We start from the raw sequence: 26,330 nt of genomic DNA, 5'->3' as shown, positions 1-26,330 counted from the left end.
CACCCACCCCATGAACCCGTCCACCCGCCGGAGGCAGGGGCCTGGGGGTGTAGCCCCCCACGCGGCGGAGCCGCAAATTGACACAGCCGGGAAGGGGCGGGGCTGGGGAAAGGAACCCGACGGGTCAGTCGCCCCGGCGCCCCCGGTTCCCCGGCCGGGAGGCCACCCACGCGCGGATGGTGTCCGCATACCAATACGGCTTGCCGGACTCCACATGATCCGGCGGCGGAAGCATCCCGTGCTTGCGATAAGACCGCACGGTGTCCGGCTGCACCTGAATGTGCGCGGCGATGTCCTTGTACGACCAGAGTTGTCGGTCGGTCATCAGTAGCACCTCTCCGCGCGCGCCGCGTAGGCACTGCGCTGGCGATCGCATGGCTGTGACCGTCCAACGACATGGTGTGACCGCAGGCCAGTGCCTGTCGCCCGGGTGTGACACAAGACCCGTACGGCCGGGACATGTGTGACACAACGGCGGTATTTGTGACACGCGTGACGTGACGTGACGTCCGGGACCTAGTCCGAATGTCCGGACAACCAATTGACAGGCATCACACAGCGCCGCTAGACCTGGGGGCAGCCGAAGCGAAGGGAAGCCGATGGGCGAGTCCGCGGTGTCCGGTGCGCCGGAATCGGGTGTGTACGAGCTGATCGCCATGAGGCGGATCGGCGTGGACCAGTTCCTCGGCGGCTCCCCGAGCAACGTCGCGGCGGCCGCGGCGCGGCTGGGTCGGCGTACCGCGATGATCACGAAGACCCGCGACGACCCCTTCGGGACGTATCTCCACCCCGGTGCCGTTCCAGCAAAGGCCCCACCCCTTGAACTCCCGGGCAGGGAGGGCGTGTTGAGCGGAGTCACCGGCTTCGCGTACGCCCCTTCCCGCACCCGGGTGCAGATCGCCTCCGGCGTGGGAGGCCGCTTCGCCCTGGCAGGAGCGAAGTGCGAGCGCCGACTCCCCGCCCGCTACGGCCCCGCGCCGGAGGTCCCCGTCCGCCCCACGAGCGAACGGATTCGGCCGCCGGCGCGTATTTCCCTCGCGTGAGGGCGGTTCCGATGTCCTCGCCGAGGTCCGCACCGGCGATGCCGTCCTCGTACGCGACGGATGGCACGGCCCGTCCATCGCCCAGCCCGGTCACGCGAGGTACTACTGACATGTGACGGCCGGCCCGGGTGAGGACAGGCGACAGGCAGGGGCGGACCTGCTTCCACCCGGGACACGTAGAAAGCACAGAGGGCTTCCGATGACAGAGCCGAAGACGTCAACGGCGACGACAAGGCTGACGGTCGCGCAGGCGCTGGTGCGGTTTCTCGCCGCCCAGTACACGGAGCGGGACGGGGTACGGCGCCGGCTGATCGGCGCCACCTGGGGCATCTTCGGGCACGGCAACGTCGCCGGGCTGGGGCAGGCGCTTCTCGAGTACGGCGACGAAATGCCGTACCACCAGGGACGTAACGAACAGGCCATGGTGCACGCGGCGGTCGGCTACGCGCGTCAGTCGCACCGCCTGTCCACCCACGCCGTCACGACGTCCATCGGTCCGGGCGCCACCAACCTCGTCACGGGCGCCGCCCTCGCCACGATCAACCACCTCCCCGTACTGCTGCTGCCCGGCGACATCTTCGCGACCCGCCCCGCCGACCCGGTCCTCCAGCAGCTCGAAGTCCCGTACGCGGGCGATGTGTCGGTCAACGACTGTCTGCGCCCGGTGTCGAAGTACTTCGACCGCGTCATGCGCCCTGAAGCCCTCATCCCGGCGGCCCTCCAGGCGATGCGCGTGCTCACCGACCCGGTCGAGACGGGCGCCGTCACGCTCGCGCTGCCGCAGGACGTGCAGGCCGAGGCATACGACTGGCCGGAGGAGTTCTTCGCCGAGCGCGTCTGGGCGGTCCGGCGTCCGGGCGCGGATCCGGAGGAACTGGCCGCCGCCGTCAGGGCCGTACGGGATTCCCGGCGCCCCTTGGTCGTCGCGGGTGGCGGGGTGCACCACAGTGAGGCCGAGGACGCGCTGAAGGAGTTCGCCGACGCCACCGGCATTCCGGTCGCCTCGACCCAGGCGGGCAAGGGCTCGCTGACCTGGGATCACCCGGCGGACGTCGGCGGGATCGGGCACACGGGCACCGCGACCGCCTGCGAACTGGCCCGCACCGCCGACCTGGTGATCGGCGTCGGCACTCGCTACACCGACTTCACGACCGCCTCCGGCACCCTCTTCGCCGACCGGGGCGTCCGCTTCCTGAACCTCAACATCGCGCCCTTCGACGGTCACAAGCTGTCCGGTCAGCCGCTGGTCGCGGACGCCCGTACGGGCCTGGAGGCGCTCACCGAGGCGCTCACGCTGCACGGCCACCGCGCCGAGCCCGCGTACGTCACCGACTACACGGACGACAAGGAGCGCTGGGAGTACCGGGTCGACGCGGCCTACGAGGCGGATGAACCGGACACCCGGCCCACCCAGCCGCAGGTGCTCGGCCTGCTCGACGAGCTGCTCACCGGGGACGACATCCTGATCAACGCGGCCGGATCGCTACCCGGTGACCTGCAGAAACTGTGGCGGACCCGGTCCCGGGACCAGTACCACGTCGAGTACGGCTACTCCTGCATGGGTTACGAGATCCCGGCCGCGATCGGTGTGCGGATGGCGGCGCCCGGCCGGCCCGTGTGGGCGCTGGTCGGCGACGGGACGTATCTGATGATGCCGACGGAGATCGTCACCGCGGTGCAGGAAGGCATCGCGATCAAGGTCGTGATCCTGCAGAACCACGGGTACGCGTCCATCGGCGGGCTCTCCGAGACCGTGGGCGCCGAGCGGTTCGCCACCGCGTACCGTCACCGGTCCGAGGACGGGATGTTCACGGGGCGCCCGCTGCCCGTGGACCTCGCCGCCAACGCGGCCAGCCTCGGTATGCGGGTGCTGCGCGCGAAGACCGTACGCGATCTGCGGGCCGCCCTCGCCGAGGCGCGGGCCGCCGACACTCCTGTCTGTGTCCACGTGGAGACCGAGACGGCGGACACGGTGACGGGCGCGCCGCCGGCGCAGGCCTGGTGGGACGTGCCCGTGGCCGAGACGGCGACCCGCTCGTCGGCGGTCAAGGCGCGCGAGGTGTACGACCGGCAGGCCGCCACCCGCCGCCGCCATCTGTAGACCGTCAACTCCCTGCCGCAGCCGTCCACATCGTGGACGGCTGCCGTGCTTTCCGGGTGCCACCGCGAATTCTCATGAAGTTGACAGGAACCGAAAGGCGGGGTCCGGGGCCGGGCACGGGAGCTGTGCCGGGGTCCGCGATGGTGCTGGTTCTCGGGGTTCCGACCGGTTGGGATACCGCGCCCGCAGTATGAGAGGCGGCACCGTACCCCCGGGGGCTGACGTGTGATTCGGGCTGTAGTCGGCCATCGCTGTCGGTGGCGGCACTTACCGTTGACGCATGGATCTTCGACTGCCCCGACTGCGCGGGGCCGTGCTTCGGAGGCCGCGACGGCTGATCGCCGCCGCGGCTGCCGTGGTCGTGCTCGCCGGCGCCGGTACGTGGACGGCCGTCGCCTCTGACGACGTCGCACCCGTGGACCGGGCCGACAGAGTCATGGACATGGGCAGCGGGGTGAAGGTCGACACCTCGTACTTCACTTCGGGGTCCGGCCGCCGCCCCGCCGTCCTCCTCGCGCACGGCTTCGGCGGCAGCAAGGACGACGTACGGTCCCAGGCGGAGGACCTGGCGCGCGACGGGTACGCGGTGCTGACGTGGTCGGCCCGCGGCATGGGCAGGTCCACGGGCAAGATCGGGCTGAACGACCCCAAGGGCGAGGTCGCCGACGTCTCCCAGCTGATCGACTGGCTCGCCGAGCGCCCCGAGGTCGAGCTGGACAAGGACGGCGACCCGCGCGTCGGCGCCACCGGTGCCTCGTACGGCGGCGCGGTCTCGCTGCTCGCGGCGGGCCACGACCAGCGGGTGGACGCGATCGCCCCGTCGATCACGTACTGGAACCTCTCGGATGCGCTGTTCCCGAACGGCGTCTTCAAGAAGCTGTGGGCCGGCATCTTCGTCAACTCCGGTGGCGGCTGCGACAACTTCGAGACCCAGCTGTGCGAGATGTACCAGCGGGTCGCGGAGTCCGGGGAGCCGGACGCCGAGGCGACGGAGCTGCTGGAAGCCCGCTCCCCGTCCGCCGTCGGCGACGAGATCAATGTGCCGACGCTCATCATGCAGGGCCAGACCGACTCCCTCTTCCCGCTCGGCCAGGCCGACGCGATGGCCAAGGCGATCCGGGCCAACGGCGCGCCCGTGGACGTCGACTGGATCTCAGGCGGTCATGACGGCGGCGACATGGAGGCGGGCCGGGTGGCCGCGCGCGTGGGCTCCTGGTTCGACCGCTATCTGAAGGACGAGTCGGGGGTGGACACCGGCCCCGCGTTCCAGGTCACGCGCAGCGGCGGCGTCGACTCCCGGGAGGGCACCACCCGCCTGACCAGCGTGACTTCGGACAGCTACCCCGGCCTGACGAGCAAGACGCGCCCGATCGCCCTGACCGGCCGCGAGCAGAGCTTCGAGAACCCGGCGGGCGCCAACCCGCCCGCCGTCTCGGCCCTGCCCGGCCTCGGTGGCGCCGGCGGCCTCTCCCAGCTCTCCTCGCTGGGGATCGGTGTGTCCCTCGACTTCCCGGGCCAGTTCGCCGCGTTCGACTCCGAGCCCTTCGTGGAGGACCTCCAGATCACCGGCTCGCCGACGGCGACGGTTCATGTGAAGTCGACCAGCGAGGACGCCGTGCTCTTCGCGAAGGTCTACGACGTCGGACCGGACGGCGGTATGCAGCAGGTGCTGCCCGCGCAACTGGTCGAGCCGATCAGGGTGGAGGACGCGAAGGCCGGCAAGGACGTACGGCTCACCCTGCCGGCGATCGACTACGAGGTGGACGACGGCCACCGGCTGCGCCTGGTCCTCGCCTCGACGGACCTCGGCTACGCCTCCCCGACGGCTCCGGCGACCTACACGGTGTCCATGGCGGGAGACGGCGGCCTGAGGGTGCCGATGCCACTTGGCGACTCGGAGGCGACGGCACCGCTGCCCGCCTGGGTGTGGTGGCTGCCGCTGGCCGGCGCCCTCACGGCGCTCGTCCTGATCCTGACGGCCCGCCGCCCCACCGCCGCGCCCGTTCCCGACCCGGAACTGGCCGACGTACCGCTCCAGATCACGGACCTGAGCAAGAAGTACGCCAAGTCCAGCGACCGTTACGCGGTCCGGGACCTGTCCTTCCAGGTGGAAAAGGGCCAGGTGCTCGGCCTCCTCGGCCCGAACGGCGCGGGCAAGACGACGACGCTGCGCATGCTGATGGGCCTGATCAAACCGGACGGCGGCGAGATCCGGGTCTTCGGCCACGCGATCCGCCCGGGCGCCCCGGTGCTGTCCCGCGTCGGTTCCTTCGTCGAGGGCGCGGGCTTCCTCCCGCACCTCTCCGGCCGCGAGAACCTGGAGCTGTACTGGCGGGCGACGGGCCGCCCGCCCGAGGACGCGCACCTGGAGGAGGCCCTGGAGATCGCGGGCCTCGGCGACGCCCTGTCCCGGGCGGTCCGCACGTACTCCCAGGGCATGCGCCAGCGCCTCGCCATCGCCCAGGCCATGCTCGGCCTCCCCGACCTGCTCATCCTGGACGAGCCGACCAACGGCCTCGACCCGCCACAGATCCGCGAGATGCGCCAGGTAGTGATCCGCTACGCGGCCGCCGGTCGCACGGTCATCCTCTCCAGCCACCTGCTGGCCGAGGTCGAACAGTCCTGCACCCACATCGTGGTCATGGACCACGGCCGCCTGGTCCAGGCGGGCCCCGTGGGCGAGATCATCGGAGGCGGCGACACCCTGCTCGTCGGCCTGGCCTCCGACATCACCGACCCGGTGGTGGACAAGGTGGCGGCTCTACGGGACGTGGAGTCGGCGGTACGGACGGACGACGGCCTGCTCGTACGGTTGACTCCGGCGCCGTCACGCACAGAGGGCGCCGCGGTGCCCGAGACCGCCGGCGTGGGAGCCTCCGGCGGAGCCGATCCCGCGGTGACCGCCTCCGGCCCTCTGGGCTCCGCGGACTCCGAAGGCGTACCCGGCGTCACCGAGCGGAGCGCCTCGCTGCTCGTCGAACTCGTACGGCTCGAAGTGCCCGTCGCATCGATAGGACCGCACCGCCGCCTGGAGGACGCCTTCCTCACCCTGATCGGAGACTTCGAATGAGCACTCTCGCCGAGAAGGCTGAGAAGACCGAGAAGGTCGAGCAGGTCGAGAAGGAGGAGGTGGCGGAAGGCTACCGCGCGGGGCGGACCCTGCCGCTGCGCGTCGAGCTCGTACGGCAGCTGAAGCGGCGGCGCACGCTCATCATGTTCGGGCTCCTGGCCGCCCTGCCGTTCATCCTGGCCATCGCCTTCCAGGTCGGCGGCGAACCGGGCGGCGGCAACGAACGCGTGAACCTGATGGACACCGCCACCGCGTCCGGCGCGAACTTCGCCGCGGTGAACCTCTTCGCGTCCGCCGGCTTCCTCCTCGTCGTCCCCGTGGCGCTGTTCTGCGGAGACACGGTCGCCTCGGAGGCGAGCTGGTCGTCGCTGCGCTATCTGCTCGCGGCACCCGTGCCGCGCGCCCGGCTGCTGTGGTCCAAGCTCGTCGTCGGACTCACCCTCAGCCTCGCCGCGATGGTGCTGCTGCCGGTCATCGCACTCGCCGTCGGCACGGTCGCGTACGGCTGGGGCCCGCTCCAGCTCCCCACCGGCGGCACCCTGCCCAGCGGTGACGCCGCGCGGCTCCTGCTGATCGTGATGGCGTACATCTTCGTGTCCCAGTTCGTCACCGCCGGGCTGGCGTTCTGGCTGTCGACCCGGACGGACGCCCCGCTGGGCGCGGTCGGCGGCGCGGTGGGCCTGACGATCATCGGCAGCGTCCTCGACGAGGTGACGGCCCTCGGCGACTGGCGCGACTTCATCCCCGCGCACTGGCAGTTCGCCTGGCTGGACGTCATCCAGCCCGAGCCGGACTACAGCGAGATGATCCAGGGCACGTCCATCTCCCTCACTTACGCACTGGTGCTGTTCGCCCTGGCCTTCCGCGGGTTCGCCCGCAAAGACGTCGTTTCGTAGACCGACGGTCGTTCCCTCCGGGCCCAGGCTCCGGGCCCGGAGGGAACGCCTGTTCCCGACCCGAACATTCGGGACGTATTCGCCACGGTGCGCCACCCCTCCCGCTGAGTAGAAAGATCCATCAGCATGAGCAGGCAAGGGTCCGACCAGCCCTCGCGGTGATGGGGGAGAGCGATGTCCCGCTCGTGCGGGGCCGACGGATCCGGAGGGTCACCATGCGAACAGTCACCACCAAGCCGGCCATGGAGTGGCTGGCGGCCGCAGCGACCGATCCACGCGACTGCAAGCGGCGGTGGCAGGGATACGAGGGGATCGCGGTACTGCCCTGCGGACGGTTCTGGGACGTGCTGAGCGTGCCGGAGGAACTGGGTGTGCCGGCCCTGGACGCCCTGCTCTGCATCCCGCAGGCACCCGGCCCCGTACTCGCGGACACGGGTGCACGAAGGGTGGGCTTCTTCCTGCCGCCGGATCCGGAGGGCCGCTGGGTGGGCTCGGATGTCCGTTACCTGGGCAAGGGCGCGTGGATCACGGTGCCCGCCCCGTATCGGACGCCAGGACGTTTCCGGTGGCTGGTGCCGCCGGACGGAGCGGGCACGCTGTTCGTCCCCGCCGCCGTGGAACTGGCCCTCCAGCAGGCCCTCGGCACCCTCGCCGCCCAGGCCTCCGGGCAGCGCCGATGCCCGACGTGCGGAGCGGCGACCGCGAGAGCCAGTTAGACCGCCGGTGGCCGCCGCCCCATTCCGAGTTCTGACGGGTCGTGAGATGGGCGGCGGCCGTGTTCCTCGGACGGGTGCCGACGGGGGAGTGCCGTCAGGAGGTGCGGACGCTGGCGCTCAATCTGCCCTTTGATTACGGCGCGTTGTATTACTCATGCGCCTTGGGGGGAGGTGATCACGGAGATCAGAAGCCCGCAATGCGTGTACTCCGCCAGTCTGATCGCCAGGCGTCAGGGGCCCTCCGTGACAAAACCGCCGCCTCATACGAGGCGGCGATCCTGTTCGCATCGTTCCCGTTCCGGGAACGATCAGTTCGGAGGCGGCGTCTAGAAGACCGCGGTCGCGCCCGGCAGGCAGGTGAACACCGAAGACCCCTTGCTGCTCACGGCGTTGCAGGCAGGAACGGTCACCACGCCGCGGTGGTCACCGCCGTCCACGGAGGCGCTGGAGCTGGAGTTGGAGTTGCCGTTGTCGCCGGCGGCGAAGGCGGCGGGCGCCGACATGGTCAGAGCGGCCGTGGCCAGCACAGCTGAGCCGAGCAGTACTCGAGCAGAACGCATAGTCGCGTATTCCTTTCGGCATCGACGATCGCTGGCCGATTGCCAGCAGGGTGGATCGCCGATGTGTCTCCCTCAACGTCAACCACTTCCAGGTGCCCCACCACCGGAGCTCGCCCATTTGTATGAGGTCGCGCAGTTCTTCCGTCCCAAAGGCGCGGCGCACTTCAAGGGGCATGGCGACAGCACACCCTGTCTCCGGCCCGTTTACACCTTCTGGGCGGAACAGGTGAATTTACGCACCAGAACGGCGCATGAGCACAGTAGCCGTTGGTGGGCTGGTGGCCTTCTGTTAGAACTTCTCCCGCAAGCAGAAATTTCATGCGGCGACGAAAGGAACTCCATGCCTACGATCAGCTTCGAGGAGCTCGGCAGCCTGACCGGCGAGATGCTGCCCGAGCGTTCGGTGCTGTCCACGATGGTTCCCCTCGGAGGCCACGGGGGCGGTGACGGTGTGGGTGTCGCTGCGGACTCGAGCAGCGCCGCGGTCGCGGAGGGCGGTGACGCGGCTCCCCGCGGCGTCATCTCGACCTCGGCCTGCCAGGCCGTCAACAACATGGGTTCTCCCGGGAGCCTGGTCAACGGCGGCCCGGCGCTCGGCGCGCTGTTCCCGAACTCCAGCTTCACCTGTATTCCGGCTACGACCGCCGTGTACTAGGAGCGTGTTCGAGCGGCAGGGGAATGGACGGGCTTTTCGCCAGTCCTTCCCCGGCCGCTCGCCCTGTTGTACGGCCCAAGGCCCCACAGCGGGCTCCGACCCCAAGGAATCAGGAAATGGGAAACATGCCTGCCGTCGACTACCGGGAACTCGACGTGCTCTCTGGTGAGGTGATCCCCGGGAAATTTCTGCTGTCAATTATTGATCTGGCCCTGGACAACAGCAGGCATACGACATTCAACTTCCCCAACGGCGGTGGCGGCAATGTGGCTTACGCATGCCACGCCACGAACTCCCCGGGCGTGCCGGACGCCGCCGGCACCTTGGGGCTGGGCGGCGGCAGCAGCATGACGTGTATTCCGGCCACGGTCACCAGCCGCTGAGCTCTGGAAGCCCTGCGAGAGGACTCGCCCTTGCGTGGCGGCCAAAGCGTTCCACCGCCCGACGTCTGGAGATTGACATCAGCACGCGAGTATCCACGCCCGATGCCCGGGACGGCCCCGTTTCCTCCACCGCGGCGCCCACCATCACCGAGGGAACCGAGCTGGTCGGTGAGTACGCGGGATCCGGGTATCGCAACCCTCCGCTACTGGTTTACCGCTTCGACGGACAGGTGATTCACCTCCCGCCTCTCCTCTACCGGACCGCCCAGCTCCTGGACGAGCTCTCCAAGGCAGCGGGAAGACAGTTGAACGGGCGTCAGGTGATGTCCCGTATTGCCGGGGAACTCAGTCGTACGACGGGCCGGACCTTCGCCGCTGAGCACGTGATCTTCCTGATCGACCAGAAACTGGCTCCGCTGGGCATCACCACCTACAGCGACGGCTCGCAGCCCACCGTCACCAAGAGCGAGCATCCCTTCCTGGGCCTGCGCTTTCGTGCCGCACTGGTCTCCGAACGGGCCACTTGGTTCATCAGCGGCCTGTTCTCCTGGCTGTACCGGCCCCTCGTCCTCGTCGTGGCCGTCACCGCGATTCTCGCCGGCGAGATCTGGCTGTTCAGCACGCAGAACCTGGGCCAGGCGATGGCGCACGTCCTGGCCAATCCGGCCGGCATCCTGCTCGTGGTGCTGCTGACCCTGGCTTCCGCCGCGTTCCACGAGGTCGGTCACGCCGCGGCCTGCCGGTACGGGAAGGTGCCGCCCGGTGCCATGGGATGCGGCATCTATCTGGTGTGGCCCGCCTTCTACACCGACGTCACCAACTCGTACCGACTGAGCAGGAGCGGACGTCTGCGCACCGATCTCGGCGGCGTCTACTTCAACGGCCTGTTCATTCTGGGCCTGGTCCTGCTGTACCTGCACACCGGATCCCCGCTGCTGTTGGTGACCCTCCTGCTCGTCAACATGGAGATGGCACAGCAGTTGTTGCCGACGCTCCGGTTCGACGGCTACTACATCGTCTCCGACCTGGTCGGAATTCCGGACCTCTTCAAGTACGTCGGCCCCATTCTCAAGCGGACCATCCTCCGTCGGCCCGCGGACGAACGGCTCAACGCCCTCAAACGGTGGCCCCAGATCGTCGTCACCGTCTGGGTGCTCACCGTGCTGCCCGCGCTGGCGATCCAACTCGGCATCGTGTTCGTCCAGCTTCCGGATCTGGCAGCCACCGCCTGGCAGACCATGGTCACACTGGCCGGCGATGCCACGGTCGGCAGCAACCCCGTCATCGGCGTGGCCTCGGCCTGCGTGCAGATCCTCTTCCTCCTGCTTCCCCTGCTCGGGCTCGTCCTGATTCTGTGGCAGTTGCTCGTCCTCGCCGCCCGGTTCCTGCGCAAGCGCGGTGCCGACCGCGCACTCCGAGGGTTCCCGCGCCGGATCCGTGACCGGGTTCCGGCCCCCCTGCGGTGGGGTGCCCTGGCTGCCGCGGTGGCGGTGACGCTGGAGTACCTGGTGTCGTCGTCGGCCCAACCCACGACGCATCGAACCGAGCTCCCCGCAGTCCTCAAAGCCACACCATCGGACTTTACCCCGGCAGCCACCGCACCCCCGGTCGCGTCCGCCACCGTGAGCCGACCACCGGCTAAGGCGCCGACCTCGCCCGTACCGGCGCCGAAGCGAACCAGCATCGGCAGCGGCGCCCTCATCGCTCTCCCGACGCCACCCGTGGACACCGACACCGCACGGCCCCGGTCGAGCTCCAGCTCCCCTCGCCCACTCCGCAGTCCGGAAGTATCGGCGCCGACTTCTACCGCGCCAGATCCTGCCCCCACGAGGGACGACATCCTGCGCAAGGCGCTCGACCACCCCGACCACCCGTACACCGTTGACTCGTGGCGGCCCTCCAGGCCATTCCTGCACGTCTGCAACCGGCCCTTGAACCTGCCCTTGCCGGAGCTCGATCCGCTGATCTGCCGCTGAGATCACCACCCTTGAGACGACGTCCGTCCGCGGGTTCGTCCGCGGAAGGACGTCGTGTCGTAAGGGCCTCTATGGACACCCCCAGGTCTCCGGAAGATCACCCACCGGTCTCAACAGGCGCCCGCCGTGCCCGCTTTGAGATCGATCCGCAACGCCCCGTGCCGCACACATCGGCCCCCTCCGGCGTCACAGTCACAGACGTCGACGTCAACTCAGAGGGGGCCCGCATGGGCGAGTACCGGACGACACAACGAATACGCCGAACACACCGACCGCGCGGCGCACTTGCCGCTCTGCTGGCGGCGAGCTGCCTGCTGCTCGCCGCCTGCGGCTCGGGCGCCGGCGAGTCGTCGGCCGACGGCAGCAACAAGGCCAGTGACACCGAGCGCTTCCCGGCGCCCGCCCCCGCCCAGCCGACCGGTCCCTCGGGCACCGACGACGGCAGCGCCCCGGGCGAGCAGAAGGGCGAGATCCGCGAGAGCACCCCGCCCCCGGCCGACTACCTGTCCACCTTCGCCCTGGACGTCGACACCGCCTCATACGGGTACGCGCGCCGCACCCTCGCCGACGGCCGGCGGCCGGACCCGGCGACCGTCCGCCCCGAGGAGTTCATCAACAGCTTCCGCCAGAACTACGACCGTCCCGACGGCAACGGCTTCTCCGTCACCGTCGACGGCGCCCGTACGGAGGCGGGCGGGGAGAGCGACGACTGGCGGCTCGTACGCGTCGGCCTGGCCACGCGCCCGGCCGAGGACAGCGGTGAACGGCCGCCCGCCGCCCTCACGTTCGTGATCGACGTGTCGGGGTCCATGGGCGAGCCGGGCCGCCTAGACCTGGTCAAGAAGTCCCTCGGCGTGATGACGGACGAACTGCGCGACGACGACTCCGTCGCCATCGTCACCTTCAGCGACGAGGCCGAGACCGTACTCCCGATGACTCGCCTCGACGACAACCGCGACCGCGTCCACGACGCCGTCGACACTCTGGAACCCACCCTCTCCACCAACCTCGGCGCGGGCGTCGACACCGGCTACGCCACCGCCGTCGAGGGCCGGCGCGAGGGCGCGACGAACCGTGTCGTCCTGCTCTCCGACGCCCTCGCCAACACCGGTGACACCGACGCCCACTCGATCCTGGACCGCATCTCCGACGCCCGCCGCGAACACGGCATCACCCTGTTCGGCGTCGGCGTGGGCAGCGACTACGGCGACGCGTTGATGGAACAGCTCGCCGACAAGGGCGACGGCCACACCACCTACGTATCGAACGAAGAGGACGCCCGCACGGTCTTCGTCGACCAACTGCCCCGCAACATCGACCTCACCGCCCGCGACGCCAAGGCACAGGTCGCCTTCGACCCGCAGACGGTCGAGCAGTTCCGGCTCATCGGCTACGACAACCGCGAAGTCGCCGACGAGGACTTCCGCAACGACCGCGTCGACGGCGGCGAGATCGGCCCCGGCCACACGGTCACAGCCCTCTACGCCGTCCGCACCAAGCCCGGCGCCGACGGCCACCTCGCCACCGCCACCGTCCGCTGGCTCGACCCCGACACCCGCACCCCGCACGAGGAGTCGGCCCAGCTGGAGTCCGAAGCCCTCGACCAGCCCCTGTGGAGCCGCGACAACGCCCGCAACGGACTCCAGGTCACCGCGATAGCGGCCTACTTCGCCGACACGCTCCGCTCCGGCGACTCCCTCCGGTCCCGCCTGCCCGGTGCCCCCTCCCTGTCCGAACTGTCCGACCGCGCCGACGAGTTGGCCGACACCACGGAGTCCGAGGAGGTACGCCGACTCGCCGAGACGATCGAACAGGCCGGGGGCAGGTAGAGGGCTTGGAGCGGTAGAGGGTCAGGAGGGCCTGAGCCGGTAGGCGTACGTGTACGTCCGCCCGGAGTGCAGCAGGTACTTCTCCAGCGGGGCCGCGCCCCAGGAGTCGATGCCGCCCACGCCCATCTGCCGGTGGTTGACGCCCAGCACGGTCTCGTCGCGCCGCTTCACCTCGTACGGATGACGCGGCCCGTCGAGATCGAACGGCGAGTAGTGCAGCGCGCTGGTCTCCAGCAACGGCTCGCCGTCCGCCGGATCGGCGACCACGCTGAGCCCGTCACCGGAACGGTCGGTCAGCGACAGGTGGCGTACGTCCGTCATGTTCCCCTGCTGCTGGGGCCGGACGTACGGCGCCATCTGATCGTCGACCGTGGACCGCCAATGCCCCACGAACGCGGAGGTCTTGCGGTCCCAGTAGTTCTCGTGCGGCCCACGCCCGAACCAGTCGAGCCGCTCGAAACCCCCGGGAACGGTCAACAGGGCGCCCACCATGGGCAGATCGGGCAACCCCGAGGCCGCCTCCAGCGTGTGCCGCACCCACACCTCGCCGTCCCCGCGCACCCGGAACTCGGTACGCCACGACGAGGCCTTCGGCGAGGTCGGCAGCGTACAGCCGACCTCGATGACGACCTCGGCGGACGAAGGCTGCGAGGCCTTGACCGACGTCACGGTGCGCTTGGCTCCAGCGTCGCGCCAAGTGCGCGCCGTGTTCTGGAACTTACGGCCGATGTCGTTATCCGTCGGCCCACGCCAGAAGTTCGGGACGGGGCCCTCTGCGAGCAGAAGCCGGCCGCGGAAGACGTACGAGGAGAGTGTGCCCGTGGCCTTCGACAGCACCACCTCCACGTTCCGGCCGCTCACCTTCACCTCGCTGTCGGTCTCCGTGAGCTTGAGGCCGCCGCGCGGTGCGGGCTCGGCGGCTGCGGGTGCCTGCCAGTCCAACGCCAGCTGCTCGGCGGCGACTTCGTGCCCGGCCTCGGCCCAACTCGTCCTCTTCCGCAGCACGAAGGACAGGTTGAGGAAATACTCCGCGCCGGGTTCGAGCGCGGACGGCTTCCGGTACGGGATGCGTACGGTGCCCTCCTCGCCCGGAGCGACCTTGGGCGCCGCCAGCCTGCCGTGCTGCACGCGTGCGCCGTCCCGCGTGACCGTCCACCGCAGCTCGTACGCGTCCAGGCCGCTGAACAGGTGCTTGTTACGCAGCTTCACCACACCGGCGGCGAGATCACCGGCCGTGATCCCCACCGGCTGGTAGACCTTCTTCGCCTCCAGCAGGCCCGGATGAATGGCGCGGTCGCCCGCCACCAGGCCGTTGCAGCAGAAGTTTCCGTCCGTCGGATAGCCCGGTTTCCAGTCGCCCCCGAACGACAGATACGTACGCTTCGGGTCGCCGGGCACGGGCAGCCGTATCGTCTGGTCGGCCCAGTCCCAGAAGAACGCGCCGTGCAGGTTCGGATAGCGCTCGATGATCTCCCAGTACTCGGGGAGGTTGCCGCCGCTGTTGCCCATCATGTGCGTGTACTCGCACAGCATGTACGGCTTCGGGTTGCCCGACTTTCCGTATCGCTCCACGCCCGCCGGGCTGGTGTACATCTCGCTGTGCACGTCGGTCACGGCGTTCATGCCCTCGTAGTGCACGGGCCGCGAGGCGTCGCGCTCGTGCACCCAGTCGGCCATGACCTTGAAGTTCGAGCCCTGGCCCGCCTCGTTGCCGAGCGACCACACGACCACGCACGCGTGGTTCTTGTCCCGCTCGACCATCGACCGCATCCGGTCCACACACGCGTCGGTCCACTCGGGCAGCGAACCCGGCACGGTGTCGCGTACCCCGTGCGTCTCCAGGTTCGCCTCGTCGATGACGTACAGCCCGTACTCGTCGCACAGCTCCAGCCAGCGCGGGTGATTGGGGTAGTGCGAGGTGCGTACGGCGTTGACGTTGTGCCGCTTCATCAGCAGGACGTCCCGGACCATCCCCGCCTCGTCGACGGCCTGCCCGCGCTCGGGGTCGTTCTCGTGGCGGTTGGTGCCGCGGAACATGATCGGCTTGCCGTTGACGGTGAACTTGCCGGGACCGTAGTCGACTTGGCGGAAACCGATGCGCCTGCTGTGGATGTCGACGGCCTTACCGGAGCGGTCCTTGAGCGTGACGACCAGGGTGTAGAGATTCGGCTGCTCGGCCGACCAGAGGGCGGGGGCCTTCACCTCGCCCTTCAGCGTCACCTTCTCTCCGACGCCGTCTGCCAGTTGCAGTACGTGCCGGCCTCGGGCATCGAAGAGTTCGGCCACGACGCGATGGCCGGTGACCGGCTTGGCCTTGTCTCCGCCCCGGTCGCGTAAGGCGACCTCGACGCTCAACACGGCGTCGCGGTACGCGGAGTCCAGCTCCGTGCGCACGAACAGGTCGTCGACGTGCACCTGCGGAACCGAGTACAGATACACGTCGCGGAAGATCCCGGACAGGTCGATCATGTCCTGGTCCTCCAGCCAACTGCCGTCGGACCAGCGATAGACCTCCACGGCAAGCGTGTTCCGACCGGCCTTCAGATACGGGCTGATGTCGAACTCGGCGGGCGTGTAGCTGTCCTCGCTGTAGCCGACGCGCTCGCCGTTGACCCACACGAAGAACGCGGACTTCACGCCCTGGAATGAGATGAGGGTGCGCCGGTTCTTCCATCCGCCGGGCACGGTGAAGGTACGGCGATACGAGCCGACGGGGTTGAAGTCGTGCGGGATCTGCGGGGGCTTCGGCTCCTCGTAACCGATCCACGGGTACGCGATGTTGAGGTAGATCGGCTCCGGGTAGCCCTCGATCTCCCAGTTCGACGGGACGGGGATACGGTCCCAGTCACTGTCGTCGAAGCCGGGCGTGTGGAACCCGGTGGGGCGCTGATCGGGGTTTTTCGACCAGTGGAAGCGCCAAGTGGCGTTCAGGGAACGGTGGTACGGCGACTTGTCGAACTGTCCGCGCCGGGCGTCGGCGGCGGTTGCGTACGGCACGAGGCGGGCTGCCCGGGCCGGCTCTCTGTTGACCTGGAAGACTCTCGGACTCGAGTCCCACTCGTCTCCCTCGGCGGCGAACGCCCGCTTCTGCGCGGCGAACGCGGCTGCGCCCGCGAGGGCGGCTCCTGCGACGAGGACATTGCGGCGGCTCGGACGGTATGTGCTCATACGGCGGCTCCACCGGAAGGCAACATGAAGCCTCAGGGTCGAACGGAATCGCGCAGTGCGCAAGACCTCATGCGTCTCATAAGCCTCCAACGGCATCCGGCCTGAAACGCCCACACGACCGAACACAGACGAACAACCGATTGAAGTTCGGCTACGCACGAGTAAGTTGACGCCCGCGTAAGTACGCACCGCACACCACTGCAAGTGAGCCGCCACGACCAGGAGCCGTCATGGGCGTACGCAAAGATCTGAAACAGGCGAAGAAACGTACCGACCTGGCGGACCGCACGCAGGTCGAGCTCGTCAGGGACCACGACGGAGTCGTCCGCGAGGCCCGTATGCCGCCCCTCGCACCGAAGGCCGCCACCGGCAGCATCGCCGACCTGCCCTACACCAACGCGGCCGAGGCCCCCGATGCCGTGATCCTCCGCCGCCGCCAGGCGAACGGCACCTGGCACCCGGTCACCGCGGAGGCCTTCGCCCACGAAGTCACCGCTGTCGCCAAGGGGTTGATCGCGGCAGGGCTCGAACCGGGCGGCCGGGTCGCGCTGATGTCCCGTACGCGCTACGAGTGGACGGTCCTCGACTTCGCGATCTGGGCCGCGGGCGGCCAGTCCGTGCCCATCTACGCCACGTCCTCAGCCGAGCAGATCGAGTGGATCGTCCGCGACTCGGGCGCCCGCTTCGTCATAGCCGAGACCCCCGAGAACGCGGAAGAGGTCACCGCCGGCACGGCCGACCACCCCGACCCCCCGCGCGTATGGCAGATCGACGAAGGCGCCATCCCCCAACTCACCGCCCGCGGCCAGCACATCCCCGACGAGGAGATCATCAAGCGCCGCGAGGCCCTCGCCCCCGACACGCCCGCGACGATCTGCTACACCTCCGGCACCACCGGCCAGCCCAAGGGCTGCGTCCTCACCCACGCCAACCTGCATGCCGAGGCCGCCAACACGGTCGAGCTCCTGCACCCCATCTTCAAAGAGATCACGGGCCAGGCCGCCTCGACGCTCCTCTTTCTCCCCCTCGCCCACATCCTGGGCCGCACCATCCAGATCGCCTGCCTGATGGCCCGAATCGAGCTGGGGCACTATCCGAGCATCAAGCCGGCCGAACTCCGGCCCGCGCTCAGGGAGTTCGGCCCCACCTTCCTGGTCGGCGTCCCGTACCTCTTCGAGAAGATCCACGCCACCGGCCGCGCGACCGCCGAGCGGATCGGCCGCGCCGCCTCCTTCGACCGCGCCGACCGCATCGCCGTCCGCTTCGGCGAGGCCCACCTCAACAAGTTCCTCGACCGCGGCGAGGGCCCGAACCCCGGCCTGTACGCCGCCTGGGCCCTGTACGACAAGCTGGTCTACCGCCGCATCCGCAAGGAACTCGGCGGCCGCATGCGCTACGCCATCAGCGGCGGCTCCCCCCTCGACCGCAACCTCAACCTCTTCTTCTACGCGGCCGGAATCATCATCTACGAGGGCTACGGCCTGACCGAGACCACCGCCGCCGCGACGATCGTCCCGCCCCTGAAACCCCGCCCCGGCACGGTCGACCTCCCCGTCCCCGGCACGGCGATCCGCATCGACGACGACGGCGAGGTCCTCATCAAGGGCGGCATCGTCTTCAACGCGTACTGGAACAACCCCGACGCCAGCGATGCCGCCCTGACGGACGCCTGGTTCGCGACCGGCGACCTGGGCTCCCTCGACGAGGACGGCTACCTCACCATCACGGGCCGCAAGAAAGACATCCTCATCACGTCGGGCGGCAAAAACGTCTCTCCCGCCATCCTGGAGGACCGCCTCCGCAGCCGTCCCCCGGTGGGCCAGTGCATCGTCGTCGGTGACAACCGCCCCTACGTCGCCGCCCTGATCACCCTCGACCGCGAGGACGTAGCTCACTGGCTCCACGTCCGAGCGATGCCCGCGGATACTCCGATGTCCGAACTGGTCCGCGACCCCGCGATGCGAGCCGACGTCCAGAAGGCCGTGGACTACGCGAACCAGGCGGTCTCCCGTGCCGAGTCGATCCGCGAGTTCCTCCTCGTCGAGGGCGAGTTCACCGAGGAGAACCGCTTGCTCACTCCGTCGCTGAAGGTCAAGCGTCATGCCGTGACACGGGCGTATGCGGATCAGATCGAGGCGCTGTATCGGGGCTGAGGTGCTCCTATTGCCGGGACAGCATGTGGGGCAGGGGCCCGGCCTTGCGGTCCGCACCACGACCGCGGTTTCATCGCATAAAGTGACATACTTTCCCAGGTTTCTGTCTGTTTCCTTGGTGCAAAACCACCCTATTGAGCGTATGTCGCGACCACAATAGCTACTGAGAGTTGCATACGGTGGCGTGCGTCGCGCCGGCCGGACACCGGCGCATGTCTGGCTCTTCGACTACTCGGAAGGAGTGAGCGTGAAAGCTCGCTTTGGCGTAAGTCGGGGAAAGGCGCTCGCGCTCGCAGCACTGGCCGCGATTGTCGCCTCGACCCTGTCAGCATCGGAATACGCTCTCGCCGCGGACGGCCGAGGTCGCTCACAACACTGGGGCGTGATCACCCGCAACACAATCGGGTCTCCCGTCGCCGAGTTGAGGGACGGCCCGTTCGGCTCGTTCGGTGTGCAAGGATCCTCCGCCAGGCCGCCCTACGGTCAAGGCAGCCTTGGAATCGAGGTGGCGGACAAATCCACTTCGCTCGCTGATCCCCGCGAAAAGGTCGACTTCGGCAATGAGGTCGACTTCTTCGGCGATCCGGTGCTGGGCCTGGAGCAACTCGGTTTCCATGTCTTCCAGACCGGCGAGAACATCGCCTACGGGGGCCCGGAGAACATGCCGAACATCAGGTTTGAGATCGACGCGAACCTGAACGCCCTGCCGGCGGACAACTTCACCACCATGACGTGGGTGCCGGACGCGGCCCCGGTGACCAACCAGTGGAGCGGCTTCATCGACGCCACCTCCACCGGTTATTGGTACTTCACCGGGGCCGAGGGCGCCGCCACCGGCTGCACCCAGGCCGCGCAGTGCACGTTCGCCCAGGCGAAGACCGCCCTCGATGACGGCGGCGACGCACCCATCATCTACACGGCCGCGGTAGGCAAGGGCCGCGACCACATGTGGATCGGCGCTGTCGACGGTCTCCGGATCAATCGATACGTCTACGATTTCGAGGCCGGCGGCGTAAGGACTCGTCTCGCTCTCGGCAACGCCTGACACGGCCGGCTGACCTCGCGCTTCCAGGCGGCGGCCAGTCCGACTGGTGATCAGGCGAACAGGAAGTGCCTCCGACCAGCGGGAACAAGGATTGCTGAGATCCTTGTTCCCGCACCCGTCGGGCGCTTTTCAGTGAAGAGCTGCAGATACAGAGCGCTCGGGTGACGTCATACAGCGGCACCACTCAGTGATACCGAATTGTGCCACCATTATTTGGTCGCTAATGTGATGGCATGTCTGTGATGACTCTCCGTATTCCGGATGACCTCGACCCGTCGATAAAGGCCGGCGCCAAGGCGGCCGGGCTCTCCCTCAACGCCTACATCGTTCGTGCGGTTCGACGGCAGTCGGTGATCGACGCAGCGCAGCAACTCGCAGCGCTCGGCCTCGGCGACGACCTGTGCGAGGAGGGCGACAGTCTGTGAAACGGGGGGACGTCTGGACGCTCGGTGACGGGCGGAGCGTCCTGATCATTTCGCTCGACGGGCTGGAGGGGGCGTACGGTGCGGTGCTCGCGATCGTGCTGCACCCCGCCGGCAGGTTCCCGGAGACCGCGATGTCCGTGACCATCGAGGATCCGCTGCCGTGCACGGCAGTCGCGGTCAACATCCAGCAACTGAGGACCACGCGCTTCGACGATGCGAAGCTGCTCGGCTCCGTGGAGCCCGCGGTGATGGAGCGTGTGAACCAGGCGCTCCGCGCGGTCCTCGACCTGTAGACGTGCATCACACTCGCCGCCACAAAGGCGCCCTCGCCGCGACTGCGCGACGGGGGCGCCTTCGTCCTCCGGCCCACGAGGGATCAGGCCGCCAGAGTCGGCGGCGGACCCTCCGGGAGGGAGAGCTCGAACCAGACGGTTTTGCCGCCCGGTCCGTACGGCCCCTCCCCTATGGCACACCCGCCCCACCGGTCGGCCACCGTGTCCAGGGTCAGCATTCCGCGCCCGCCGTCCGCGTGCGGAGGGGTGCGCTGGGCGGCGCGGGTGGTGGCAGGTCGGGGCTCATGTCCCAGACGGTGACCCGTAGTACGGGGCACAGCCACTGGAGCCGTACGGATGCGGGTCCCTTCGTGTGCCGAACGGAGTTGGTGGTCAGCTCGGAGGCCAACAGCTCGGCGCGGTCCGCGAGTTCGGCGAGACCGTGAGCGGAGAGTACGGCCCGGAGGGGGTGTGTCAATCTAACGGCCCTGGCTCACATTCGGTGGTGACGGAGAGTTGTGAGGGCCGTTGACCTTCGTGTGATGGATGTCAACGAGCTTGTGCAGACGGTGTTTTCGGGTCTGTCCCCGTTGATTATGGAGGATGTGGCCGACGAGGGTGAGCGGATCGTGGTGCGGGCCCGAACGCCGCTGGACACCGCGGTCTGCCCGGTGTGCGGGGCCTCGTCGGGACGGGTGCACGGCTATCACTGGCGGACGGTGGCCGACGTTCCGGTCGACGGGCGACGGGTGGTGGTCCGTGTGCGGGTGCGGCGTCCGGTGTGCCCCACGCGAGGCTGCCGCCACACCTTCCGCGAGCAGGTGCCCGGGGGCTGGAGTGATACCAGCGGCGTACCGCTCGTCTGCGTCCTCATCCTCATCACGTCGGGCGGCAAAAACGTGCCAGTGCATCGTCGTCGGCGACAACCGCCCCTACGTCGCCGCCCTGATCACCCTGGACCGGGAGGACGTAGCCCACTGGCTCCACGTCCGAGCGATGTCCGCGGATACTCCGATGTCCGAACTGGTCCGCGACCCCGCGATGCGAGCCGACGTCCAGAGGGCGTGGACTACGCGAACCAGGCGGTCTCCCGTGCCGAGTCGATCCGCGAATTCCTCCTCGTGGAGGGCGAGTTCACGGAGGAAAACCGCTTGTTCACCCCGTCCCTGAAGGTCAAGCGGCATGCGGTACGCGGGCGTACGCAGATCAGATCGAGGCGCTGTACCGGGGCTGACGCGCTCGCGTTGCCGGACGACAGATGCCGGAAGGCAGGTGGGCCAGAGGCCCGACCTTGCCATGCGTACTACGACCGCAATCTCAACGCAGACAGTGACAGCTGCCCAGATTGCCCACGGCGTTATGGGCGCAAATAGCCCTCTATCGGGGGTATGTCACGATAATAGTAATTACTGAGAGTCGCATACGGTGGCGTGTGTCGCGTCGGCCGGACACCGGCGCATGTCTGGCTCTTCGACTACTCGGAAGGAGTGGGCGTGAAAGCTCGCTTTGGCGTGAGTCGGGGAAAGGCGCTCGCGTTCGCTGCCCTGGCCACGATCGCCGCCTCGACCCTCACAGCATCGGAAGACGCTCTCGCAGCGGACGACCGACTTCGCTCAGACCGCTGGGGCGGGATCACCCGCAACACGATCGGCTCTCCCGTCGCAGATCTGAGAAACGGCCCGTTCAGCTCGTACGACGTGCGGGGCCCCTCCGCCAGGCCGCCTTACGGGCGAGGCAGCCTTGGAATCGAGGTGGCGGACCGATCCACCTCGCTCACTCCTCCCGGCGAGAAGGTCGACTTCGATAACGAGGTCGACTTCTTCGGTGACCCGGTGCTGGACCTGGAGCAGTTCGGTTTCGACGTCTTCCAGACCCTCGAGAACGTCGGTTACGGGGGCGCGGAGAACATGCCGAACATCAGGTTTGAGATCGACGCGAACCTGAACACCCTGCCGACGACGGACGACTACACCACGATGGTGTGGGTGCCGGACGCGATTCCGACGGCGGACCTGAACCCTTGGAGCCCGTTCATCGATGCCACCGACACCGGCTATTGGTACTTCACCGGCGCCGAGGGCCCCGCCACCGACTGCACCCAGGCCATGAAGTGCACGTTCGCCGAGGCGAAGTCCGCTCTCGATGACGGCAGCGACGCACCCATCGTCTACACGGCCGCGGTGGGCAAGGGCCGCGACTACACGTGGATCCACGCTGTCGACAACTTCCAGAGCAATCGGGAATCTGTGACGTTGAGGCAGACGGCGTAAGGACTCGTCCCGCTTCCCGCGCCAACTGACGCGGCGGGCTGCCTCGCGCTTTCACGAGGCAGCCAGTCTGACTAGGGATCAGGTAAACAGAAAGTGCCTCTGACCGGATCCACTGCCGTGCACGGCGGTCGCGGTCAACATCCAGCAACTGAGAACCACGCGCTTCGACGAGGCAAAGCTGCTCGGCTCCGTGGCGCCCACAGTGATGAAGCGGGTGAACCAGGCGCTCCGCGCGGTCCTCGACCTGTAGACGGGCGTCGAGCTCGCCGCCACGAAGGCGTCCTCGTCGCCGCTGTGGACCCTGTCGGCGAATCCGGCCGATAGCGCGGATCCAGGCAGGCAGCCGGGCCGTCGAAAAGCGTGCCACTTTCCCGGGAAGTGTCACGCTTTTCCGCAACTGGTGTCCCGGGGCAGGGGGTTGGCCGACAGCCTCGACTGCGGGGTACCTCTTCACCCCGGCCCCGGAGGGGCCTCCGCATACAGGACCGACTGCCCCGCTCCGTGGAAGGCGCCGGCGCTGAACGGAATGACGAGCAGCGTCACATTGTCGCGGGGACAGTCCCGCAGTTGGACACGGTTCAGCTGGACACAGCGATGGGGGCACATTTCGTGGATGCCCCGAGTCCTCTGGCGAACTATCGTTCCCTACTGGACCTGATGGAGCAGTCGGCGCTGTCACCTGACGAGTCGCAGAAGCTCATCCGGTCCATCGCCCGCGAACTGTGAGGGGACCAGGGATATGACCGGGAACGAGTGGCAGCGATCGTCGTTCTGCGGGGGTGGCGGCAACAACTGCGTCGAAGTGGCCGCCACCACCAATGGCGTGGAACTCCGAGAAAGCGACATCCCGGACGAGGTTCTGGCAACAGCCCGCACCGCGCTGTTCTCACTCATACGCAGCGTGAAGGCGGGCACGTTGCAGCACCGGCCTTCATAGCGCGAACTTCCCGGCTCAGGCAGCCGCAGGCACCCGCACCTTGCGGTGAGCAGGTCTTCTACGACGCTTTGAGGCCGCTGGGCCACCCGCTCACCGCTGCCGTCGCGCCGATGTCCAGAAGGCCGTGGCTGACGGCGGCGCATGCGGCCGAGATCCGAGGCGAAGTGCGGAATCTGACGCTCCAACGCTCCAACGCCCCCGCACGCGGAATGCAGGCATGCGCCGCCGTGGCCGCCGCCGAGCTGGGACGGTTCACCGGCAGAGACGACCGACAACGGTGGCCGGGGTGGACGACTCCGCGATCTTTACCGACCTTCCCGGTCTGGGACCCGCGTCAAGCACGGGCAGGGGGCCGTCGGGCGGAAACCGGCGGGCGGGTAGGCAGCAGCCGCCCGATTCACCGGGCCGGCGTACGGACCCCCGGCCTTGCCCGATCCCGGCTCGGGCAAGACATCCGCCAAAGGACGCTCCACCGCCTGCGATGCAACGTCCTTCAAACGGCGTGCCCGGACTGGTCAGCCGCCAGACGAGGGGTTTTGGGGGGCGGTACCGGTGAGGCCATCGACGAGGCCTCTGATGACTCCGGTGACTGTGTCGATGACTCCGATGACTGTGTCGACGACGGCGCCGACGACTCCGGTGACTGCGTCGACGACCTCGGTGCCCTGGGCGGCGGCGGGGTCGGCGGAGGTCAGGGCCAGTACCAGGCCGAGTCCGGTTGCGGTGGCCAGGCGCCGTACGTTCATGCGTCGCATGGAAAACGCTCCTCTTCATAGACTTCGAATCCGAATGCCCAGCAGGCTTGGATCTTCATAGAACCAGGCGACCGGGACGCGGGAAGTTTGGCGCGCAGGGGCGCGTACATCTGGGCTAATACTGCGACCGCACTTGTCGCCGGCCGCAGCGATCGACCCCGCAGGCACCCTGCCGCCGCCGAGATCTGCCTGGTCAGCGCGCCAGGACCTGATCAGCGAGGTCACTCGAAACGAGCCGCACCCAACGGGGTTCATGTGCTCGCCTTCCTGTCCAGCAGGATGCACTTGGTCATGGCAGGGCTCTCGTGTCAGTCACGGTGAGCCTCTGCCGTCTCGGCTTCGAACGCAGCTCGGTCCGCCTCGGCTTTCCGATAGCGGCCGTGCACGACGAGCTGAGAGACGGCGCCGGATGCGCAGAGGGCGGCGGGGCCGTCCATCGGGACGTTTCCAGTACGAGCGGGCGACCGTGCTCGCGTCGATGCTGGGATGAGGCACGCCGAGGTACGTGTTCCGGCCGAGGCAGATCGTGTCCGGGGTGTTCCAGGTAGGGGCAGTGCACGTCGGCACGAGGCAGTAGTGCCAAGCGGCGAAGGTGTCGATGAACGTCGGTCCGCCCTGCAGTGCGTGGGCGAGGTACACGTCGATGCGGTCCGCATCATCGCTTCCGGCGGCGGCGTGCACAACGGCGGCCGGAAGGCCAGACCGCCAATGGGGCGGCGTGCCCGCCGAGCATGGCGTGAGCACTGGATCCATAACGTGGGCATGCACCGCTGTGGCCACCGAGCCGGGGGGTGAGGGCCTGCGGCGAAAGCAGTGATCAGCCGAATGGAGCAACGCGTTTTTGCGTGTTTCCTGTGCCTGTGGTCACATCTTTCCCGAAAAGGCACGTAAGGGACATCTACGTGCCATGGTCTAGGGCCGACCGCCTGCGGCGGCCTGCCCCAAGTGACATTTGAAAGGACCTCATGCCGCACCGCATGCTCCGTTCGGCGGCCACCGTGCTGCTGGCTTCCGCACCACTTTTCGCCCCCGTCCCCGCGCAGGCGGCCGCGCAGCAGGGCTTCCCCTGTGACGTCGGCATCGAGAAGGAAGACGGTTTGAAGACCAGCAAGGTCACCATCACCATCGCGTGCGACGAGACGCGGACCGTCTCTACGAGAATCGCCGTCGGCGATTCCGTCCTGAAGAACCGACAGACCGTTCAGGCCGGTGTTGAACAGAGCTTCACGGCTACCGTGAACAAGGTTCCGCAAGTCTGTGCCACGTTCGAGACCGACGGTGAGACCACTACTGCCTGCGCCACCTGACGAAGCTCCGTCAGCTTCGTGGCGGGCCCCGACAGAAGCCCGCTGTTCTGACCCCGGGCCCAGGGGTACCGACGCCTTCGAGGTCGGGATTGACCACAACCACGCTCCGGGGTGCGGTGTTCGACACCAGCGGGATCGGGCCTACCTGAGTCTGGACGTTGGCAAGGTGACAACCGTGGCGGCAGTCTGACGGCGGCTGGTAAGACTGTCTATGACAAGCGAACCGCCCAGTGACGAGCCGAACTTGCGGGTCGTCTTCGACGAGCTGCGCGCCAAGTCGGCACCGTCCTGGCGATCGTCGACCAGTCCTCTCTCGATTTGCGTGGTAGCCGCCGTTCCTTCCGTGGCCCGTGAGGGCCTGGGTGGACGGCGGCTATTGCGGTATGGGGCCGCAGTGCCAGTGTCGAACGGCGGGCTGTCAGTCCTCTTGGTCGAAAGCGGTGCGTGTGTCTCGAGATGAGGGTGGTTCAACTGCTCTCGACTCGTGTGTCGTTACTCCATCGGATGATCGACCCGATGTGGCCCGGGCATTCGTAATCCATATCACCTGTAATGCAGCCATGTGGATGAAATGCCGGGCTCTAGTCCCATTTCGAGTTGTGTGGCCGTCCGTGTCGAGGCAACATCGATTGTGTTCTTCCAACGGGGAAGAAACAGAACGGAGATACCAAATGCGCAAGACCATGAAGCGCGGTGCTGCCTCGGCCCTCGTGGCGGTGGCCCTCCTTGCTGGTTCCGCTGCGGCTGCCAGCGCCTCCGAAGGCGGCTA

Annotated in this window: 21 protein-coding genes and 3 pseudogenes; 19 read left to right on the top strand and 5 right to left on the bottom strand. The window is 68.2% G+C overall.

What is annotated here, in order from left to right; all coding sequences use genetic code 11:
- Window positions 1–124 precede the first annotated feature (124 nt).
- Window positions 125–325 carry a helix-turn-helix transcriptional regulator gene (locus G6048_RS32170; RefSeq protein WP_165343122.1) on the bottom strand — a complete coding sequence of 67 codons (201 nt, stop codon included), beginning with the start codon at window positions 323–325 and terminating at the stop codon, window positions 125–127.
- A gap of 496 nt (window positions 326–821) precedes the next feature.
- Between G6048_RS32170 and G6048_RS32165 the strand changes: the two are divergent.
- From G6048_RS32165 to G6048_RS32145, 5 genes and pseudogenes are all read left to right on the top strand, one after another.
- Window positions 822–1,246 (top strand): annotated as a pseudogene (locus G6048_RS32165) (5-deoxy-glucuronate isomerase); the annotation flags it as partial.
- A complete protein-coding gene (iolD, locus tag G6048_RS32160) occupies window positions 1,243–3,144 on the top strand; it encodes a 3D-(3,5/4)-trihydroxycyclohexane-1,2-dione acylhydrolase (decyclizing) (protein ID WP_165343121.1) in 1,902 nt (633 codons plus the stop codon). The pseudogene G6048_RS32165 and the gene iolD, both read left to right, overlap by 4 nt.
- Window positions 3,145–3,424: 280 nt before the next feature.
- Window positions 3,425–6,214 carry an alpha/beta fold hydrolase gene (locus G6048_RS32155; protein WP_165343120.1) on the top strand — a complete coding sequence of 930 codons (2,790 nt, stop codon included), beginning with the start codon at window positions 3,425–3,427 and terminating at the stop codon, window positions 6,212–6,214.
- Complete coding sequence (locus G6048_RS32150; protein WP_165343119.1) at window positions 6,211–7,110, top strand: ABC transporter permease; 900 nt, start codon at window positions 6,211–6,213, stop codon at window positions 7,108–7,110. Before G6048_RS32155 ends, G6048_RS32150 begins: the two co-directional genes overlap by 4 nt.
- Window positions 7,111–7,325: 215 nt before the next feature.
- Window positions 7,326–7,826, top strand: coding sequence for a hypothetical protein (locus G6048_RS32145; RefSeq protein WP_165343118.1), 501 nt, complete (start codon window positions 7,326–7,328; stop codon window positions 7,824–7,826).
- Window positions 7,827–8,152: 326 nt separating this feature from the next.
- Here the strand turns inward: G6048_RS32145 and G6048_RS32140 are convergent, their stop codons facing one another.
- Window positions 8,153–8,386, bottom strand: a complete 234-nt coding sequence (locus G6048_RS32140) for a hypothetical protein (protein WP_165343117.1) — start codon at window positions 8,384–8,386, stop codon at window positions 8,153–8,155.
- A gap of 340 nt (window positions 8,387–8,726) precedes the next feature.
- On the opposite strand from G6048_RS32140, the gene G6048_RS32135 reads away from it, so the two are divergent.
- The 4 genes from G6048_RS32135 (at window position 8,727) to G6048_RS32120 (ending at window position 13,229) form a co-directional block, all read left to right on the top strand.
- Window positions 8,727–9,041 carry a hypothetical protein gene (locus tag G6048_RS32135; RefSeq protein WP_165343116.1) on the top strand — a complete coding sequence of 105 codons (315 nt, stop codon included), beginning with the start codon at window positions 8,727–8,729 and terminating at the stop codon, window positions 9,039–9,041.
- Between the two features lie 125 nt (window positions 9,042–9,166).
- Window positions 9,167–9,424 (top strand): hypothetical protein, encoded by a 258-nt coding sequence (locus G6048_RS32130; RefSeq protein ID WP_165343115.1) that lies wholly within the window; start codon window positions 9,167–9,169, stop codon window positions 9,422–9,424.
- 230 nt (window positions 9,425–9,654) lie between these two features.
- Window positions 9,655–11,400 carry a zinc metalloprotease gene (locus G6048_RS32125; RefSeq protein WP_165343114.1) on the top strand — a complete coding sequence of 582 codons (1,746 nt, stop codon included), beginning with the start codon at window positions 9,655–9,657 and terminating at the stop codon, window positions 11,398–11,400.
- A gap of 227 nt (window positions 11,401–11,627) precedes the next feature.
- Window positions 11,628–13,229: a vWA domain-containing protein gene (locus G6048_RS32120; protein ID WP_165343113.1), complete on the top strand. Its 1,602-nt coding sequence runs from the start codon at window positions 11,628–11,630 to the stop codon at window positions 13,227–13,229.
- Between the two features lie 21 nt (window positions 13,230–13,250).
- Here the strand turns inward: G6048_RS32120 and G6048_RS32115 are convergent, their stop codons facing one another.
- Entirely contained in the window at window positions 13,251–16,397 is a 3,147-nt protein-coding gene (locus G6048_RS32115) for a glycoside hydrolase family 2 TIM barrel-domain containing protein (RefSeq protein ID WP_165343112.1), read from the bottom strand.
- A 230-nt stretch (window positions 16,398–16,627) separates the two neighbouring features.
- On the opposite strand from G6048_RS32115, the gene G6048_RS32110 reads away from it, so the two are divergent.
- From G6048_RS32110 to G6048_RS32095, 4 genes are all read left to right on the top strand, one after another.
- Window positions 16,628–18,550, top strand: a complete 1,923-nt coding sequence (locus tag G6048_RS32110; protein WP_165343111.1) for an AMP-dependent synthetase/ligase — start codon at window positions 16,628–16,630, stop codon at window positions 18,548–18,550.
- 184 nt (window positions 18,551–18,734) lie between these two features.
- On the top strand, window positions 18,735–19,595 hold the full coding sequence (locus G6048_RS32105) for a hypothetical protein (protein WP_328827574.1): 861 nt from the start codon (window positions 18,735–18,737) through the stop codon (window positions 19,593–19,595).
- A 233-nt stretch (window positions 19,596–19,828) separates the two neighbouring features.
- Window positions 19,829–20,020 carry a toxin-antitoxin system HicB family antitoxin gene (locus G6048_RS32100; RefSeq protein WP_235990584.1) on the top strand — a complete coding sequence of 64 codons (192 nt, stop codon included), beginning with the start codon at window positions 19,829–19,831 and terminating at the stop codon, window positions 20,018–20,020.
- Window positions 20,017–20,313, top strand: coding sequence for a type II toxin-antitoxin system PemK/MazF family toxin (locus G6048_RS32095; RefSeq protein ID WP_165343110.1), 297 nt, complete (start codon window positions 20,017–20,019; stop codon window positions 20,311–20,313). Before G6048_RS32100 ends, G6048_RS32095 begins: the two co-directional genes overlap by 4 nt.
- A 211-nt stretch (window positions 20,314–20,524) precedes the next feature.
- On the opposite strand, the gene G6048_RS32090 is transcribed toward G6048_RS32095, so the two are convergent.
- Complete coding sequence (locus tag G6048_RS32090) at window positions 20,525–20,770, bottom strand: ATP-binding protein (RefSeq protein ID WP_206342392.1); 246 nt, start codon at window positions 20,768–20,770, stop codon at window positions 20,525–20,527.
- Window positions 20,771–20,834: 64 nt separating this feature from the next.
- Between G6048_RS32090 and G6048_RS32085 the strand changes: the two are divergent.
- The 5 genes and pseudogenes from G6048_RS32085 to G6048_RS32065 all read left to right on the top strand — a co-directional run.
- Window positions 20,835–21,157: pseudogene (locus tag G6048_RS32085) on the top strand (transposase family protein); the annotation flags it as partial.
- A gap of 38 nt (window positions 21,158–21,195) precedes the next feature.
- Window positions 21,196–21,526 (top strand): annotated as a pseudogene (locus tag G6048_RS50130) (long-chain fatty acid--CoA ligase); the annotation flags it as partial.
- Between the two features lie 517 nt (window positions 21,527–22,043).
- The gene (locus tag G6048_RS32075; protein ID WP_235990582.1) at window positions 22,044–22,562 is read left to right on the top strand and encodes a hypothetical protein; all 519 of its coding nucleotides are present in this window, start codon (window positions 22,044–22,046) and stop codon (window positions 22,560–22,562) included.
- Between the two features lie 567 nt (window positions 22,563–23,129).
- Window positions 23,130–23,288 (top strand): Scr1 family TA system antitoxin-like transcriptional regulator, encoded by a 159-nt coding sequence (locus G6048_RS32070; RefSeq protein ID WP_206342391.1) that lies wholly within the window; start codon window positions 23,130–23,132, stop codon window positions 23,286–23,288.
- A gap of 13 nt (window positions 23,289–23,301) precedes the next feature.
- Window positions 23,302–23,499, top strand: coding sequence for a DUF397 domain-containing protein (locus tag G6048_RS32065; protein WP_165343109.1), 198 nt, complete (start codon window positions 23,302–23,304; stop codon window positions 23,497–23,499).
- Between the two features lie 515 nt (window positions 23,500–24,014).
- On the opposite strand, the gene G6048_RS32060 is transcribed toward G6048_RS32065, so the two are convergent.
- The gene (locus tag G6048_RS32060; RefSeq protein WP_165343108.1) at window positions 24,015–24,254 is read right to left on the bottom strand and encodes a hypothetical protein; all 240 of its coding nucleotides are present in this window, start codon (window positions 24,252–24,254) and stop codon (window positions 24,015–24,017) included.
- A gap of 965 nt (window positions 24,255–25,219) precedes the next feature.
- On the opposite strand from G6048_RS32060, the gene G6048_RS32055 reads away from it, so the two are divergent.
- Window positions 25,220–25,561 carry a hypothetical protein gene (locus G6048_RS32055; RefSeq protein WP_165343107.1) on the top strand — a complete coding sequence of 114 codons (342 nt, stop codon included), beginning with the start codon at window positions 25,220–25,222 and terminating at the stop codon, window positions 25,559–25,561.
- The last annotated feature ends 769 nt before the right edge of the window (window positions 25,562–26,330 follow it).

The sequence above is a fragment of the Streptomyces ureilyticus genome (genome assembly GCF_011045025.1).
In the GTDB taxonomy this organism is placed as follows: domain Bacteria; phylum Actinomycetota; class Actinomycetes; order Streptomycetales; family Streptomycetaceae; genus Streptomyces; species Streptomyces ureilyticus.
This window is presented reverse-complemented; position numbering and strand designations above follow the sequence as displayed.

What these genes read in the sequence shown, in the direction of transcription:
- G6048_RS32170 (WP_165343122.1), bottom strand. Translation starts at nt 325, where the DNA reads ATGACCGACCGACAACTCTGGTCGTACAAGGACATCGCCGCGCACATT.
- iolD (WP_165343121.1), top strand. Translation starts at nt 1,243, where the DNA reads ATGACAGAGCCGAAGACGTCAACGGCGACGACAAGGCTGACGGTCGCG.
- G6048_RS32155 (WP_165343120.1), top strand. Translation starts at nt 3,425, where the DNA reads ATGGATCTTCGACTGCCCCGACTGCGCGGGGCCGTGCTTCGGAGGCCG.
- G6048_RS32150 (WP_165343119.1), top strand. Translation starts at nt 6,211, where the DNA reads ATGAGCACTCTCGCCGAGAAGGCTGAGAAGACCGAGAAGGTCGAGCAG.
- G6048_RS32145 (WP_165343118.1), top strand. Translation starts at nt 7,326, where the DNA reads ATGCGAACAGTCACCACCAAGCCGGCCATGGAGTGGCTGGCGGCCGCA.
- G6048_RS32140 (WP_165343117.1), bottom strand. Translation starts at nt 8,386, where the DNA reads ATGCGTTCTGCTCGAGTACTGCTCGGCTCAGCTGTGCTGGCCACGGCC.
- G6048_RS32135 (WP_165343116.1), top strand. Translation starts at nt 8,727, where the DNA reads ATGCCTACGATCAGCTTCGAGGAGCTCGGCAGCCTGACCGGCGAGATG.
- G6048_RS32130 (WP_165343115.1), top strand. Translation starts at nt 9,167, where the DNA reads ATGCCTGCCGTCGACTACCGGGAACTCGACGTGCTCTCTGGTGAGGTG.
- G6048_RS32120 (WP_165343113.1), top strand. Translation starts at nt 11,628, where the DNA reads ATGGGCGAGTACCGGACGACACAACGAATACGCCGAACACACCGACCG.
- G6048_RS32115 (WP_165343112.1), bottom strand. Translation starts at nt 16,397, where the DNA reads ATGAGCACATACCGTCCGAGCCGCCGCAATGTCCTCGTCGCAGGAGCC.
- G6048_RS32110 (WP_165343111.1), top strand. Translation starts at nt 16,628, where the DNA reads ATGGGCGTACGCAAAGATCTGAAACAGGCGAAGAAACGTACCGACCTG.
- G6048_RS32100 (WP_235990584.1), top strand. Translation starts at nt 19,829, where the DNA reads ATGTCTGTGATGACTCTCCGTATTCCGGATGACCTCGACCCGTCGATA.
- G6048_RS32065 (WP_165343109.1), top strand. Translation starts at nt 23,302, where the DNA reads ATGACCGGGAACGAGTGGCAGCGATCGTCGTTCTGCGGGGGTGGCGGC.
- G6048_RS32060 (WP_165343108.1), bottom strand. Translation starts at nt 24,254, where the DNA reads ATGCGACGCATGAACGTACGGCGCCTGGCCACCGCAACCGGACTCGGC.
- G6048_RS32055 (WP_165343107.1), top strand. Translation starts at nt 25,220, where the DNA reads ATGCCGCACCGCATGCTCCGTTCGGCGGCCACCGTGCTGCTGGCTTCC.